This is a genomic window from Halocatena salina, from assembly GCF_023115355.1.
GTDB classification, from domain to species: domain Archaea; phylum Halobacteriota; class Halobacteria; order Halobacteriales; family Haloarculaceae; genus Halocatena; species Halocatena salina.
Genome location: NZ_CP096020.1, coordinates 313,645 through 330,335, shown reverse-complemented (window position 1 = coordinate 330,335; position 16,691 = coordinate 313,645). Strand labels below are relative to the sequence as shown.

Genomic DNA, 16,691 nt, shown 5'->3' with positions numbered 1-16,691 from the left:
TTCTATATATTGTTGATAAATACTGTCTGGTCGGCAGATGTTGTTCTGAGGGAACCGTGTCTCTCAGTCCGGATCATGTTCTCTCGGCTCGGTCGGTCCCGACGAATCGGAACTATCCGTACAGTTCCCGCATCGGTACCAAACATTTATTATGTATTATTCCTCCCTTGTAGAAGATGGTAGAGAAGTACCAACGATCAGTAACCATTTCGCGGCGACGAATGTTAGAACTGACGGGGATAGCGGGGATCGGGACGATTGCAGGCTGTCTTGGCGGTGACGACGATGACAGCGACCTACTCAACCAGGGGCTGGAAACCGTCGACGTGGATTACAACGAGAACTACGAAGAGGAGATGAACGAGGCAGTTCCCGGGGGGGAGATCAATCCGTACAACGGAGAACACATCTTCAACCCCTACCACACGTCGTGGAACCCCGGCGAGGTTCAGGAGACGTCCTTTGAATACCTCGCCATCTACAGCACCGAGCAAGGGGAGTTCATCCCTCGGATCGCAGAGAATTGGGAGATCGACGAGCAGACGGGCGCCACACGCATCGAAATCAGCGACGAGTATGGCTGGTCTGACGGGAGTCAGATAACGTCGGCTGATTTCGTGACTGCCCTCAAACTGTCGGCGTATCTCGATCAGGGGATCGAGACGTACGTCGATCCGAACGACATTACCACCGATGGTGAGTACGCGTTCGAACTCCAGCCTCGTGAGGAGTATCAAAGTATCGAACGAGAGCTGTGGATCAACCAATGGGCCGAGACGTTATTGAACGTCTCGGAGACCCACTACAGCCAGTTTATCGAGCGATTCGAGGACGCTGGGGACGACGAGGTCGAACAGATCCAACAGGATGTCGTTTCGTTCGAACCGGAGTGGGATCAAGCGCTCTTTTCGGGACCGTTCGTCTTCATCGAGGCAAACGAAGAGTACGCCGATCAGATCCCGAACCCCGAACACCCCATTGCCCAAGACTGGGAGTTCTACCTCCGATACGGACGGGCCAAAGACGAGGCAGGGTTACGCGCGGGTGAGGTCGACTGGCGGCACAACGATCCGACCCTACAGGACCTCCCAGAAAAGTATGACACGCCGCCAGTCTCATACTCCGGTCAGTCGTTTGCGTTGCTGTTTGGTCCGGAGGATGAGTACATTAGCAACGACCCCCGCGTCCGACAGGCTCTCTCACACGTCGTCGACTTCAAGACGCTCGTTGCCGAGGTCGCTCCCGACACCCCAGCAGACACGTACTCGTGTGGTATCGACGCTGGCTACGTCGAGTTCTTCGTCAAGGACAGCGTGTTGGAGGCGATGACGAACTACATTCCGGAGAACCGAGACCGTGCGACGGAACTACTCGAAGATGCTGGGTTTACTCAGGAGGATGGGGATTGGTACACGCCCGATGGTGATCACTGGGAGCTGAACTTCCCCGTCGGTGACTGGTTCCAACAGCCGTCCGAGATGATCTACAACAATCTCAATGAGTTCGGCATCGGTGTCGACTACTACATCGAGGAGATGCCGACGTGGCAGGCAGAAGTCGAGGACGGCTCCCAGTACGACATCAGCGTCCACCTCAACTACGGAATGGCCCGTGACTACCACGCCCACGCCGATCTCCAGGAAGAACTGTTCGGCCCGACCAGGGGCGCTGTTTCCGAGCGCGAGCTGTTCGGGAACGAGGTCGAAGTACCCGAGATCGGGAACCCCGATGGCGACATGATCACGGTCAACTTCGAGGAGACCCTCAACGCACTCTCGACCGCTCAGAACGATGACAAAGTTGTCCAGCACGCAACCCGACTTGCGTGGGCCCACAACCACCTCCTCCCTGGGACGATGATCCATCCATGGAGCGAACACTACTGGGTGAATGCTGGCGAGTGGAACTTCGATCTCGAATCGGATGCCTGGTTGACGTCCAACCGCATCACGCATTACTTCCTCGAGCATGGGCTCGAACCACAGTAATTGGTCGGTGCATCAGGTTTGATTCGTTTGCCTCGTCGGTAAAAACACGATCGAGATGGTCCGCGTTCGGTTCACCTCGACGAAGAACTTTATACTGATCTCACACACATCACGACTGTGATGAGAGAGACCGATGCACGTGATGTAGCGATAACAGACGTTCAGACAGCGCGAGTGGAGTCGGGGTTTCACTGGACGTTCATCCGAATCACTACCGATGTCGGCGTCACTGGGGTCGGTGAGGCGGTCCTCGGACCGAACGCCAACGCCTACATCGAACACGCAAAGGAGTTGATCATCGGGAAGAATCCGGTCGATATCGATGCGCGCTGTACGGACCTTTTCGATGGGTCGTGTTTTCTTGGCGGAATGAACGGGGTCGGCGTCACTGCGATCTCCGGGATCGATATCGCGCTCCATGACCTCGCTGGAAAACTCCTCGGCATTCCAGCCTACCAGCTCATCGGCGGGAAACACCGTGATACGGTTCGCGTGTACTGTGACAGCCATGCGGGCGAACACCTCCATCAGACGGACGACGATTCGTATTCCCCAGAAGCGTACGCCGATGCTGCAGAAACAGTCGTTGCTGATGGATTCGACGCGTTAAAGTTCGATCTCGATGGACCGGATCGACACGAACAGGACGGACGAAACAAGCACCTGAACGCACGAGCGATCGAGCACCGTCGAGAGATCGTAGAAACGGTGATCGACCGCGTCGGCGACCGTGCTGATGTTGCGTTCGATTGCCACTGGAGTTGGTCCGGTGACACTGGCCGCCGCCTGGCAAGCGCGCTCGAACCGTACGACGTCTGGTGGCTCGAAGACGCTGTTCCACCCGAGAACCACGAGGTACAGACCTACGTTACGCACAACACGGATACCACTATTGCCGCCGGAGAGAATCTCTATCGGGTCGAAGGTGCCCGTCGGCTGATCGAGAACCAAGGGATCGATATCTTCCATCCGGATGTACCGAAAACCGGTGGGATGCTTGAAACGAAGAGGGCTGCCAACATGGCTAAAGCGTACTCCATTCCGCTGGCACTCCACAACGTGGCCTCACCGCTCGGCACGATGGCTAGCGCCCACGTTGGAGCTGCAGCGTCCAACTTCCTTGCCCTTGAATTTCATGCACGTGATATCGAGTGGTGGGACGATCTGGTCACTGAATCCGATCCCCTCATCCAAGACGGACGCATTACGGTTCCCGATGCTCCCGGACTCGGCGTCGAACTCGACCACGACGTCCTCACGGACCATTTGGTCGACGGCGAAACCATGTTTGACGACGCATAGCTCGCTCGATGAAGGGCAGTATTGATCTCGCTCACCACCCGACCAACGATTCTCGTTTGGATACCGATGGTGCCCATCCTCTCCTGTTCCACGTCAGTTACCATACCACAAAATCAGAAAATTATTAATAAGTGGAGTGTGATAGTCAGTAGCAATAAACATGACAAATTGGCTGGTAAAGAGATTGGGGCAGGCAGTACTGACGGTCGTCGTCGTGTTCCATCTGACGTTCGTCCTGGTCCGGGTGATGCCCGGCAACCCATTGGATGCAATGATGGCACAGATGCTCGAACAGTATCCGGGAGACCCAGCGACTGCACGCCGAGTCGTCGAACTTCATTTGAATATCCGCCCAGACAAGCCGTTGCACGTCCAGTACGTGGATTACATGTCGTCGCTTCTTCAGGGTGATCTCGGTTATTCGATATCACAGAACGCCTCGGTCAATCAGATCCTCGCAGAGGCCATTCCGTGGACTATCTTCTACATGTCCATCGCACTGGTCATCACGTTCGTCACGAGCATCTGTCTCGGTGCGATCATGGCGTACTACGAGGGTTCGAAATTCGATACTGTAATGACCGGCATCGCCGTTCTCGAAACCTCTACTCCCTACTACGTCGCAGCACTCCTCCTATCGTTCGTCTTTGCATACCAACTGGAGTGGTTTCCGACCGGGGCACGCTATCCAGGCGGGGTCGAAATCGGTCTCAGCCCCGAGTTCGTATTCGGAGCGTTACACCACGCAGCATTACCGATAATCTCACTGATCGTTACGGGTGCCGCGGCGTCGCTCAGCATGCGTGGTAATTCAATCAGCGTCCTCGGTGCTGATCACATCCGAGTGGCCCGCTTGCGGGGGCTTCCCCCATCCCGGATCGCGCTTCGATACGTCATGCGCAACGCGCTGTTACCGCTGTACACCGGGTTGTTGTTGACAGTCGGGTTCATGATCGGGGGCTCGATCATTCTTGAGGACATCTTCAGCTACCACGGCATGGGCTGGTACATGTTCGAAGGCGTCAATAATCGTGATTACCCGTTGATGGTGGGCGGGTTCATGGTCATCTGTATCACGGTGGTGATCGCAATGATCATCGCGGACATCACCTACAGTCGGATCGATCCCCGTGCTCAGGCCGAAGGAGACAGTACGGAGTACGGAAACTCGACCGGCATACCGCTTCGAGCACAACTCAAGCGATACGTACGGCGACTCACCGGGCGGGCGGGTACTAGCAGGTTGGGCGGCAACGGAACAACTCGCTATGAGTTCATGGATGAGGAAGCCGCGGTCAACGTCGGTCGAAAGGAAGCACTCTACCGGAAGTTCGACCGGTCAGTGTATGCGCCGATGAAGATCGTTCTCAGCGATTGGCGGGGATTCACTGGACTCGCTATCATTCTTGCTTTCTTCGCCACCGGTTTCATCGGCCCACGATTCGTGTACAGCCCTACGACGACGTTCGAAACGTGGATCTCTCCGCTTGACGGCTCTCTTGCACACCCACTTGGAACGACGAACACGGGGGTAGATATCCTATCGCTGATGGTTCACGGGACGACGCCCGTTTTGATCATGATCGTCGCTGGTGCGGTCGCAACAGTATTCGTGGGCGTCAGCGTCGGCACGGTCGCGGGATTCCAGGGTGGAACCATCGACCGGGTGCTGATGACGATCTGTGACATCGTTATCTCTATTCCCGGCCTGCCCCTCATCATCGTTATCGCAGCGATCATTGAACCGCGACATCCAGCAGTTATCGGTCTCGTCCTCTCGGTCGCTGCCTGGGGCGGACTCGGCCGTTCAATCCGCTCTGAAGTCCTCAAAGTCCGGGGATACGAGTATGTCGAATCGTCTCGTGCGATGGGTATCGGAACACCGCCGATCATTCTTAAAGACATTCTCCCGAACATCTGGCCGTACATCCTGATCAATCTCGCGAACAACGCTCGAAACATCATCTTCGCGTCGGTGGCGCTGTACTACCTCGGATTCCTTCCGATCAGCTCCCAGAACTGGGGCGTAGTTCTCAACAACGCAGAAGAGGCTGGGGCGCTGTATACGCTCGAACAAGTCCACTTCATCGTCGCTCCAGTAGCGTTCATCATTCTTCTTTCAATGGGGCTGATCCTCTTTTCGCAATCGCTCGATCGGATCAGCAACCCGCGGATCAGGGCTCGCCACGCGAAATCTGTCGATGACGAATCGACACGTTAGATCTCGATCGTCTCGGCACTCTCGTTACTCTCGTAGATAGCTGCGAGCGTCCGCATGTCGAGGAGACCGTGTTCGGGCGTTGCGTACGGCTCCCGATCCGAAAGGAAACAGTCCGCGAAGTAGTCGAACTCCGCTTCCATCTGGTTGACCTGATCGGTGTCAACGTCGATCGTCGTCTCGCCACTCGTCACGTCAAGGCTGCTCTCGCCGTGGAATGCCGGTTCGATCCGGATCACACCCTCGCTTCCGACGATCCGAAGATAACTGTTCAGATGGGCGTTCTGGCTCGCGGTACAAGTAGCATAAATATCGTCCTCGAAGGCGACGGTGAACGCCGCGACTTCGTCGGGGACTGCCGAGAAGAACTCGTGGTCACTGTGCATCATCGACTGTACCGCGATCGGATCACGACCGAGGACGAATCGCGTGGTGTTGACCGAGTAGATGCCCAGATCCATCACGCTCGTTCCATAGCCAGCACGGTCGGGATCGAGTCGCCACTGATCAGCTCCCCAGCCGATGATCCCCTGGGACATATCACTGTGGGCGTGGATCGGATCACCGATCACGCCCGCTCGGAGCAGTTCCCGCGCTCGCCTGATCGCCGGTTCAGTGTGCATGCGATAGGCAATCATCGCGGTTACGTCTGCATTCCGGCAGCTATCGACGATCTCCTCTGCGCGCTCGACGGTTGCTTCCATGGGTTTCTCACAGAGGACCGCCTTGCCTTGATCGGCGGCGATATCGACGAATTCGAGGTGGCGGGCGTTCGGGGTACAGACGTAGACTGCATCGTACGCGTCGGCTGCTTCGCCCGCCCCGAACTCCTCGTACGTAAGCCCGGTGTGTACCGATTCGTGTTCGTCTATGACCGCTTCGGTTTTCTCTGTTGAGCCGCTGACGACGACTGTCGTTTCACAGAGCGTCGAATCCTCGACAGCGGGTAATGCTTCATCACGGGTCCACCACCCCAACCCGACCATGGCGAATCGGATCGGTCCCGCGTCTTCATCTGCTTGCTGCCAGTCGCGGTGTGAGAACGATTCGAGCACCGCCTGAATCTCATCTAGTTCCACGACTACCGATTGCACAAACGTGATAATAAATCACCGTGATATATGACCAAGCGTTGCGCTCCAACACGAATGATTCCCAGTATATCGAACAAATGGAAACGAACGCAGTCAGTAGCGTTCCCTCCTACTACTGGAAGACGGTCTCGAACAAATCGAAGGGCAACGAGACCTTACAACGGTGGGCGTCGTTTCGGTGGGGGTGGATAACGACGCTATCCGATCTCTAGGACGAACACATGATACCCCGTCAAATTCCACTAATAATGGAATTACAGTACCGATCGAAGCCGTTCGAACGATTATAATTACAGACGTACGTCTGTAATCCATATCGGACGTCGTCGCTCGTATATGTGCTAAATCATGATGGTTCCGATATTCTGTGTCTGTTTGCGGGGGACGTCGTCATTTATTCCCATCTCTTTACCAATGCTGGATTTTATAACAAATAATGTTCCACTATCGTTGGATCGTATGACATCGCGGCTGGTGTGCGAGCCTCATAGACTCGAACCCTGTGATCCGCTCACTTCTTGAAGTGGCCTTGTGATTCGGTCATCCGAAGCTAGCGATTCTGTTGCAGCAGTGAATTCGAGTTGTTCCGACCGTCTCAGAGTGTGAAGGAGCCAAAACAGAACCGACACTATCCACAGCAGTTTCGAGCGGATGGCATCCTGTAGATCCTTCTTTGCGACGATGGCCTAGCTCATGGCACGATCCCTTTGTTCGTATGCGCCATGAACGAATTTAGTTGGGCAACAATCTCGGTGAGAATATCATCGATCATCAAACCGACTTTCCGACCACATCTGTTATTAAGGATTTAATTTTATGGTAATATATCTCTATTTTCATATCACTCGTACCAAGATGCCCGTATGCGACGTATTTTCCGATATCAATAAGGTAGTATGAACACCGTTCCTAAAAATATAAAATAAATTATATAAATATAAATTTTGATAAATTATTAATAATACTTATATTCATTTAATATTTTTAATGTGTCTAGGACAGTGTTCACCGATGGATATCTATTCGACTACCAGAAGATGCGGGTGTTAGCAGTCGGACAAATGGTAACGTTTTGTTCTCCCAGAAGGTATGGATGGGTGAGTGAGTTAACAGATACTGGACATCAGAAACCATACATTCTGTGGCTTGTTATCTCCTATTCGAGTAAGTAACTAATACGCCTTACTCATACTGCTACGTGATTAACTTTCTATAAATATGGAGATATAATATAAATTAATTATTTTTTCTATAATCCAAAAATATTATCATAGATAAAACAATAGGTGTTGTATGGAAGATAACAGCGGTCACGATGATAGTACGGCAAGGGTGAACGATAGTTCGATCGCGGGTGGAATTTCCAGGCGATTGTTGATGAAGGGAGCAGCGGCACTCGGAGCTGGTTCCTTGGTATCGACTAGCAGTGTCTCTGCTGCCGAGGAGGGACAGCAAGAGGAGAGCACGCTGGCCGAAGCCCCTCCGATGGGATGGAACAGTTGGAACACGTTCGCCTGTGATGTCAGTGCAGCGTTGATCAAAGAGACGGCCGATGCGATCGTCGAGAGCGGCATGAAAGCAGCAGGATATGAGTACGTCAATATCGATGATTGTTGGATGACCGAGGAACGCGACGAAGACGGCAATCTCCAGCCAGATCCCGAGAAGTTTCCGAATGGAATCGATGCAGTGGCCGACTACGTTCACGATCGAGGATTGAAGCTCGGTATCTACGAATCCGCTGGTACGACAACATGTGGGGGATATCCCGGAAGTCTCGGTCACGAAGAGCGTGACGCCCAAGCGTTCGCTGACTGGGGTGTCGACTACTTGAAGTACGATAACTGCGGCGATCACTACGGGCTGTCGGCGGTCGAACGATACACGCGGATGCACGAGGCACTCGAAGCAACTGACCGGGAGATCGTTCTGAGCATCTGTGAGTGGGGCAACAACGATCCGTGGCTCTGGGGTCACGAAGTGGGTGGTTCGCTCTGGCGGACGACGGGCGATATCAAGCCACTTTGGACCGTCGATGAAGACACGTGGTACCATGGCGTCATCGACATCGTGGATATGAACGAACCGCTGGCAGCCCACGCTGGTCCGGACCACTGGAACGATCCCGACATGCTCGAAGTCGGCGTCGACATTGACGGTTACCCCGGGCTGACTGCGACTGAAGACAGGACACACTTCGGGCTGTGGGCGATGATGGCCGCGCCGTTGATAGCGGGTAACGACGTTCGAAACATGTCCGAACAAACCCGTGAGATCCTCACCAACGAGGCAGTGATTGCGATCGATCAGGATCCGGCTGGCAAACAGGGACGGCGTATCAAGAACACGGATGGAGCCGACGGAACAGAGGTCTGGATGAAGCCGCTTGCGAACGGCGATCGTGCGGTCGCACTGTTGAACCGTGGTGAGCGGACACGTCCGATACTGACCAGCGCCCGCGAGGTCGGTTTCGATGTTGAGTCGGCGTACATCGCGCGTGATCTCTGGGCTGGCACGGTCACCGCGACCGCCGGAATGATCGGTGCGTCGGTCCCTGCTCACGGTCACAAGTTGTATCGCGTCGAACGCGGACAGTCGGACGACGCTGTGCCCGCCGCCCTGCTATCGATCAATACCGATGAACCGACGGTCGTTCCAGGCGAGGCGCGCGATCTGACGGTCACGTTCACCAACCACGCACCGAGCGCACTCGAAACGGTTAGCGTGACGCTCGATGCACCGGACGGGTGGGAATCCGAGCCTGCGACGGCGACGTTCCACGACGTCGCAGCTGCTCCGTCGATCGAGGGGGCGTCCGGTCCCGAAAACGACGCCGAAGTCGACTGGATGGTTCGCCCGCCTCAGGGAATCGGGTCGGGCGAGTACGAGCTTGCTGTCTCTGCGGAGTTTGCCGGACGGCCAGTGTCAACGACGGTCGATCTGACGGTCGACGCCGCTTGACTCGGAGATATCTTGAATCTATCATCGTCTCTAGCGATCGTGGGAACGTTCAACTCGGTAGCACATTTTGATTCGGGCCCCGATGATACTGCCTACGAACGCTCGAAGACACGATTACAAACATAATATAAATTATAGTTTATTTGTATAGTGAGTCCACAATATATTCTAATAATCCATTTAGCTGGTCCCGAGCAGCGATGCCAGCTTAGCAGCCGGCTAGTGAGACGTTTTCAGTAATCCAATATCAGGAGCCGTATTCTTAATAGGCTGCCATCAAGAAAACCCGTTATGACACGTCTCGCGCTGATTGCCCACGACGAAGAAAAACCGGAGATGATCGACCTTGTTCGTACGTATGAGGATTTGCTCGCGACCTTCGATCTCGTGGGAACAGGGACGACTGGACAACGGATCACCGACGAAACCAGCCTGACCGTCGAACGGAAAAAATCGGGGCCTGTCGGTGGTGATCTAATGATTGGTGCTGAAACCGCCGAAAACCGTCTTGATGGGGTGATTTTCCTCCGGGACCCCCTCACTGCTCAACCCCACGAACCCGATATCTCTGCCCTGTTACGCATCTGTGACGTTCACGATACGCCCCTCGCTACGACCCGTTCCTCTGCTGAGTTCCTCCTCCAAGGGCTTGCTCGCCGCACCACAGAGTGAGACAGTAGAACGTCCGTTGGTTCGAGTGATGGGGGAGTCCTCCGTGGATCCTAGAGCACGACTTCGTTATAGAACTGATCCTCCACTTTTTTAACAGAAGTTTCTGATGGCGTCCGCACGGTTTCCAGTCCCTGTGCGACGGAGGGCTACCGGGTAGAATCAGTCGTTCTCTAGCTCTTCTAATTGCTGATCGTTCTGAGATCGTTGCGTATGGTCCTTCGACTGGGACCGATTTGATTTCTCGAGCACCGCTTCAAGCTCCCGTTCGAGATCGGTCTCCGAGAGGTTGCCAGTCTGATATTCGTCTTTAATCTGCTCTGTCGGCGATATCGACGGCTGGTCGCGTAGCTCACTAGCATAGTCGACTGGAGAGTCGACACGGCCAATAGCGGAGAGATAAACCGGCCAAATCATAAGTGTTGTTATGATTGCACATACAAAGAAGCCGATTGCTGCTGGTGGAGTAATCAAAACGGTCGAAAGAGCGGTGCCTGTGAATAATCCGACTGCTGCTGCCCACAACAGGAATCCGCCAGTTGAGCCGGTAGCTACAGCCAATCCCAGCCGACCGAGCGTCCCATCTGGGGTGTATTCTTCAATGAGGCGACGGAGTTGCATACCAAACTAAGAATGGACATATGGTAATATTTGTTTGGTGGTTCGACGACGGAGGAGCTTTCAGATCAGACGATCTCCCGAGATCTCGACCGATCGGAGTTCACGACATTGTTCAAAGTTGGTTTCAGAAGCGCTGCCGTGACAACGAATGGGTGGTGCTTGCCGCCTTCGATGCGGCGTCACCGGGAACACTCCAGAGCTCGCTATCGCACCCTGTTCGATACGTGAATTGTACGTTTGACAGACTTAAATAAAAAATATCATGAAGTGGGTATGGTTTCAGCCTCGAACCCCATCCTCACAGTAGAACTGACCATACGACACATTCAACTGTGTCAAGCAGGTGATCGTGAAAGAAGGCCAGGCTGGAACTCACACCACGACCGACTGTATTGCTTCTCCCGTCCGAACCGGACAGACAGCAGTGATTCGGTTTCGAACCCAACCGACGACGATCAATGTTGCGTGACAGTACACGCGCACCGACAACGAACTCGACATCGCAGTCGTATCGAGGACACGACCGACGCAGTGGTGGTCGCGACAAGACGACCGGTATCCATCCAAAGCGACGCCAGAGAACTGAGAGCACTACGATGAGGTCAACCGGCCAACAACAGCATCCCCGCACCGAGGTATCGAATGACAGACAGTGATGAGCAGGGCGGACTGACGGAGGGGCTTCAGATGGATCTGTTCCATCCGGAATCAGAGCGCGAACCCGGCGACGGCAACATCCAGAAGTGGGGATTTGATATCCATCCTATCGTCTTTCCCGTCTCACTCATGGTTATCGCCCTGTTCGTCGGCGCTACCATCGTTCTCGGCGAACAAGCGGCCACGGTTTATTCGAACGTCCGGCGCTTCTTCGAAGGGAACTTCGGCTGGTTCTTCCTCCTTTCCGTGAACGTCTTTATCGCCGGGCTCCTGTTTTTTGCATTCAGCAAATACGGGGACGTCCGGATCGGTGGCGTCGAAGCCGAGACGGAATTCAGCGACTTTTCGTGGATGGCGATGCTGTTCAGTGCTGGGATGGGGATCGGCCTCATGTTCTTCAGCGTCTCGGAACCGATATTTTACTACTCGAACGTTCCTGGATTCTATGAGGCCGAAGCAGGCACCGGAGCAGCGGGCATCGCCGCGATGACACAGACGTTCTTCCACTGGGGTGTTCACCCGTGGGCGATCTACGGACTGGTCGGTCTCAGTCTCGCGTTCTTCTCGTTCAATCGCGGGCTCCCACTGACTTTCCGGTCGATCTTCTGGCCGTTGCTCGGCGAGCGCATCTATCGCTGGCCAGGCCACCTCATTGACCTGGTGACGGTGTTCGCGACGCTGTTTGGACTCGCAACGTCGCTCGGTCTTGGCGTCAAACAGATCAACAAAGGGCTATCTTACATTCTAGGGGACGTCCTGAGTGTTGCGACCGTCCCGACCGGGACGATCCCGCAGATCGTCCTGATAGCCGTCATCACCGGTATCGCAACAGCGTCTGTCGCCGCCGGTTTAGAAGGCGGTGTCAAGCGCCTGAGCACGCTGAACGTCTACCTAATGTTCGCCCTGCTGGGATTCGTCCTCGTCGTCGGGCCGACCGTCTACGTCTTCGGTGCTTGGGTGCAAGGTCTCGGATCATATCTCGGCAACCTACCGACGCTCGCGTTCTTCACAGGGGCACTCGGTGACGGCCAATCGACGGTCAACTCCTGGACCGTGTTCTACTGGGCATGGTGGATCGCCTGGTCGCCGTTCGTCGGAACGTTCATCGCGCGCATCTCGAAGGGGCGGACGGTTCGGGAGTTCGTCATCGGCGTACTCATCATCCCGTCACTGTTCTCGACCATCTGGCTGGCGACGTTCGGCGGGAGCGCATTGTACAACTCGCTACAGGCTAACGGCGCGGTGCTTGCGGCCTACGAGCAGACGGGCCAGACTGTCGCCATGTTTGCCTTACTTGAGCAGTTCCCCATCGGTGCTGTCTCCGGATTGCTGGCCGTCCTACTCGTAGTCACGTTCTTCGTCACGTCCTCTGACTCCGGGTCGCTAGTCGTTGACCACCTAACATCGGGTGGTAAGCACGACGTGCCAAAGATCCAGCGCATCTTCTGGGCAACCGTCGAGGGCGGCGTAGCGGCATTACTGCTGTACGGTGGCGGTCTCAACGCGTTACAAACCGCCGCTATCGCGACCGGCTTCCCGTTCGCAATCGTTCTGATCGTGATGTGTTACACGCTCTACCTCGGTCTCGACAACGAGTACGAACTCCTGCAGTCCGAGGAGTTCGAACAACGCGTTAAGGAGATCACTACGGAGGATGTCGATATTGACAAATCACGGACGGAAGTCGTGACCGACATACGTAAAAATCCGGAGAGTACGGACGACTGACGGCTGGGCTACTCCCCCGGGCCTCCAGGCTGCCCTGCGGCGTCGTTTGCTGGATTCGTTTAAAACAGACACTGTCGTCGGTATTCCCGGACTGCGATGTACAACAGAAACCCAATCACGAAGATTCCTCACCGGTCGTCGTCGAACCGAGTTCCGATAGCGCGTTCGATGTGCTGGATCCACCGATTCTGGGGTCGTCGGTCTCGTACAGGATGCTGTCCTTGTCCACCGCTCTATTCCGCCCAACGCGTTCGCGACAGCGGCTTTGAGTGACCGATTCCCTATCTTTGGTGATGTCGAGCTGGAGATCCGCGTTCGACGGGATCTCTTCAGGAGTGGCGTCAGTCTGAATGTACCGAGTGAACAGGCCATCAATAATGTCTGTCTCTCTTTTTCGGTGATTGAACCAGATTACTGATAATCATCCGGGTGAACGGTCCGATGATGTCCGAAGAGCATACGTCGAGCCGCGTTACCCTTACCCAGCATAGGGTAGTGAGGTTTCTATTCACAAACAAATATGTCCAGCCAGCTGTTAACCTGTTCACTGTCGCGTTGTTTTTCTACGCGATCTATCGCGCTGCGGTGGGTCCGATGGACGCGGGAGCGAACTTCGGGAACGTCGTGTTTTTCGGTCTCTGGTGGTCCCCGATCATGCTTCTCAGCCTCCTGTTTCTCGGACGGATCTGGTGTTATTTCTGTCCGTTGGGTGCCATCGTTCGGTTTACCCAGCGGTTCGGTCCCGAACGCCATTTCCCAATGTACACGAACAAAAAATGGGTCGTGTTCGGCCTACCGATCTCTGTTCTCTCGATGACGGCACTCACCTTCATCATGGCCCGGTGGCCAATGTATAAGGTGGGGATCGCGTACACGCCGCGGCTCATTCCTTACTACTGGATTACGATTCTCGGTGTTGCCGTCGGCGTCAGCCTCGTCTACCAGCGGCAGGCCTTTTGTCGGTACGTCTGTCCCGCCACGGGGGTGATGAGCGTTACCTCGAAGTTCTCGCCGCTCGAAATCGCGCAGAAAACGGAGACGGGGGTTAAATGTGCTACACTCGAGTACAAAAGCGACTACCTGAGCACAGATCGACGGTGTACTGCCTGTATGAACTGTACGACCGAACAGCCCGAGGAGGACGTGGACCTCAGGTTTCGTTGGCCGGGTGCGAAGGTTGTCACCGAGCGAATCCCACTCGTCGACGAGGCGCTTATCGCGCTCATCATCTGGGCCGTCTTCCCGATCGATCACGTGCTCGGCGATGCCATCGAGGGGATAGCGCTCGTTCAGGCCCTCCCAGGGGTGCTCACGCCGACCACGGCCTACCTTGGAAGCATCACGGTGACTATCCTCGGATTCACTGCCATTAATGGGCTTGCGAGCAGCTGGGGCGGACTCGACTGGGAGATGTCGTTCACGAAGTTCGGACTCGCCTACACTCCGCTCGGTATCATGTTTTCGCTCGGAGCACACGTCATCGGAGGACTGCTGGAGGATGGCGGACACACGGTGAACGTCGTCGCACACGGACTCGGTATTCCGTTTTCCCTCCCTACAGGAGCGAGTCCGGCACTCGTTTCGGCGTGGGAAGGATTTTTCGTCACCGGATGGCTGTGGCTCGCAGTGCTTTGGAGCGCAGTGATCACCTGGCAGGTTGCATCAACGCTAGCCGATTCGAAACGGCGAGCAGTGGCGGCGTTCATGCCCCACTTCGCGCTGATGGCGGGGAGCACCTACCTCGTTGCCACGGTGCTTGCGTCTCACGCCTAGCAGAGTGTTGAATCATTACTATACCCATAGACCACAGAACACATCGGAAACAAATCCTAATATAGGGTTTGATAGTTAGAAGCGAAAGTTCAAGCAGGAATCGGAAGCCACAGAGGAACTGGACCACGGTACTGCTCGAAATTCAATGATCATACTAACCTAGTGAATCACACATATACAGGTGTAGAAATGGTCCAACTCCCGTTTCTCTTCGTGAACCCACCTCGGAGTCGAGTAGTTCGAGAGCACAAAGTTTTCTCGTCATCGGGGATGGTGGTGTCGTCTCGGGTCGCCCCGAGATGGTGATGGATACTATCTGAGCCGAGACCACATTTCGGTGATCTACTGGAGTGATGAGGAGACAGATACCGTGGGCTAGAATCACATCAGAGACGAAACGCTATTTGAGATGAGCCTGTATCTAAAGATGATGGCACAGTCTTTCATAACGAACCTAGCAGCCGAGTGGGTCACAGCTAGGTACGCTCCACTCCTCTTCGTAGGGTTGATTCTATCGGGAATCGGAACCACATCACTGTTTTATCTCGGTTTGAGCACGTATCGCCGTCGTCGATCAATTCGCTATCTACTACTCACGGTTGCACTCGGTGCGCTCGTCGTTCGTACAGTTGTTGGCTGGGGCACGGCGCTGGGTGTCGTTCCAATGGCCCTCCATCACGTCCTTGAACACGGACTAGATTGCCTTATCGCTGCTACTGTCCTGTATCTCGTGTTTCGGAGTGGTCCAACTCAACCAGCACCGACCAGAGATGACAAGTGAACGACCGCCGAGTGAATCAGGACCCGAAGTAAATATCGATCAGCCGAACAGTGCTGTCGGAGACGCACAGATCGCAGTCGCTCACAAAGATTCATCGATGGAGACCATTGGCACACGCCTCCGTCATGAGAACCGTATCGGTATCATCTCCTACGGTACTCGCCTCGTTACTGTACCGCTACTCCTCAAGAAGATCGTCGACGAGCCGGGTGAACCGATCGACCATGCGTTCGAACAGCGTTGGATCGACCTCGCGCAATAAGCGGACGAGTTCGGTCGGCCGCTCCACCGTAAGCGTCACACGATGTTGGCCATCCCACTCTTTCGTAACGAGCTCCTGTTCGGTGAGACGGGAGAGGTGCCATTCCAGTGTGCTTCGAGCGATATCGAGTTCATCAGCGACCGTCGCAGGATCAGTTCGCCCATATTCAAGGAGATATGATACGATTTCGGCAGCTGTCTCACGTCGAAGCAACGCGAGTGCACGCCGCTCCCAGGCAGCAACGCTAGAGGGGTAATAATGTGTCTTTCCGTATAGATGTTCGCGGAGCAGATCGTCATCGTTCAGGATTATCCGGAGATGGTACTGGACCTGTCCGGGAGCAAGATCTAGTCGGCGGACGAGTGCATTGAAATGAATACCAGGCTCGGAGCGAATACAGTCAACAATGCTCTGGCGAGTGTCTGTCATAGCAGATTGTTTTTATGGCGGACTATCACGTTCTTCTGCACCACCGTCTATAAATGGAACGATACAGTGGTTTCTTGCGTCCACGAAATAATTGATAGATATATTTGATAGTATTTTGAATCGTAGTGTAAGAGCTGGTTTCACTGATACAGTTCGTGTATCCCCGAGCACAGATCGTCGAGTACATCAGAGCAGCAAATGGCCTGTA

The 16,691-nt window shown here is 54.8% G+C and carries 13 protein-coding genes; 9 read left to right on the top strand and 4 right to left on the bottom strand.

The genetic code is table 11. The annotated features are described in order from the left end of the window. Positions 1-176 precede the first annotated feature (176 nt). The 3 genes from MW046_RS14355 to MW046_RS14345 all read left to right on the top strand — a co-directional run bounded on the left by MW046_RS14355 (position 177) and on the right by MW046_RS14345 (position 5,511). Positions 177-1,988, top strand: a complete 1,812-nt coding sequence (locus tag MW046_RS14355; RefSeq protein WP_247994850.1) for an ABC transporter substrate-binding protein — start codon at positions 177-179, stop codon at positions 1,986-1,988. A gap of 120 nt (positions 1,989-2,108) precedes the next feature. Continuing rightward, entirely contained in the window at positions 2,109-3,290 is a 1,182-nt protein-coding gene (locus MW046_RS14350) for a mandelate racemase/muconate lactonizing enzyme family protein (RefSeq protein ID WP_247994849.1), read from the top strand. Between the two features lie 160 nt (positions 3,291-3,450). Beyond that, positions 3,451-5,511 (top strand): ABC transporter permease subunit, encoded by a 2,061-nt coding sequence (locus MW046_RS14345; RefSeq protein WP_247994848.1) that lies wholly within the window; start codon positions 3,451-3,453, stop codon positions 5,509-5,511. Here the strand turns inward: MW046_RS14345 and gfo6 are convergent. Beyond that, the gene (gene gfo6 / locus MW046_RS14340; RefSeq protein WP_247994847.1) at positions 5,508-6,587 is read right to left on the bottom strand and encodes a D-xylose 1-dehydrogenase Gfo6; all 1,080 of its coding nucleotides are present in this window, start codon (positions 6,585-6,587) and stop codon (positions 5,508-5,510) included. The two genes, MW046_RS14345 and gfo6, sit on opposite strands and share 4 nt — an antisense overlap. A 92-nt stretch (positions 6,588-6,679) precedes the next feature. Between gfo6 and MW046_RS19480 the strand changes: the two genes are divergently transcribed. Continuing rightward, positions 6,680-6,814: a hypothetical protein gene (locus tag MW046_RS19480; protein WP_282190232.1), complete on the top strand. Its 135-nt coding sequence runs from the start codon at positions 6,680-6,682 to the stop codon at positions 6,812-6,814. A gap of 273 nt (positions 6,815-7,087) precedes the next feature. Here the strand turns inward: MW046_RS19480 and MW046_RS19835 are convergent, their stop codons facing one another. After that, positions 7,088-7,285: a hypothetical protein gene (locus tag MW046_RS19835; protein ID WP_497007302.1), complete on the bottom strand. Its 198-nt coding sequence runs from the start codon at positions 7,283-7,285 to the stop codon at positions 7,088-7,090. A gap of 610 nt (positions 7,286-7,895) precedes the next feature. Here MW046_RS19835 and MW046_RS14335 point away from each other — a divergent pair. Then, a complete protein-coding gene (locus MW046_RS14335; RefSeq protein ID WP_247994846.1) occupies positions 7,896-9,563 on the top strand; it encodes an NEW3 domain-containing protein in 1,668 nt (555 codons plus the stop codon). A gap of 291 nt (positions 9,564-9,854) precedes the next feature. Beyond that, positions 9,855-10,235: a methylglyoxal synthase gene (locus tag MW046_RS14330; protein WP_247994845.1), complete on the top strand. Its 381-nt coding sequence runs from the start codon at positions 9,855-9,857 to the stop codon at positions 10,233-10,235. Between the two features lie 159 nt (positions 10,236-10,394). On the opposite strand, the gene MW046_RS14325 is transcribed toward MW046_RS14330, so the two are convergent. Beyond that, entirely contained in the window at positions 10,395-10,853 is a 459-nt protein-coding gene (locus MW046_RS14325; RefSeq protein WP_247994844.1) for a hypothetical protein, read from the bottom strand. A gap of 642 nt (positions 10,854-11,495) precedes the next feature. Between MW046_RS14325 and MW046_RS14320 the strand changes: the two genes are divergently transcribed. From MW046_RS14320 to MW046_RS14310, 3 genes are all read left to right on the top strand, one after another. After that, a complete protein-coding gene (locus tag MW046_RS14320; protein WP_247994843.1) occupies positions 11,496-13,238 on the top strand; it encodes a BCCT family transporter in 1,743 nt (580 codons plus the stop codon). 594 nt (positions 13,239-13,832) lie between these two features. Continuing rightward, positions 13,833-15,011, top strand: coding sequence for a 4Fe-4S binding protein (locus MW046_RS14315; RefSeq protein ID WP_247994842.1), 1,179 nt, complete (start codon positions 13,833-13,835; stop codon positions 15,009-15,011). A gap of 430 nt (positions 15,012-15,441) precedes the next feature. After that, positions 15,442-15,792: a DUF7471 family protein gene (locus MW046_RS14310; protein ID WP_438268194.1), complete on the top strand. Its 351-nt coding sequence runs from the start codon at positions 15,442-15,444 to the stop codon at positions 15,790-15,792. Positions 15,793-15,970: 178 nt separating this feature from the next. Here the strand turns inward: MW046_RS14310 and MW046_RS14305 are convergent, their stop codons facing one another. Then, entirely contained in the window at positions 15,971-16,483 is a 513-nt protein-coding gene (locus tag MW046_RS14305) for a winged helix-turn-helix transcriptional regulator (RefSeq protein WP_247994841.1), read from the bottom strand. Between the last annotated feature and the right edge of the window lie 208 nt (positions 16,484-16,691).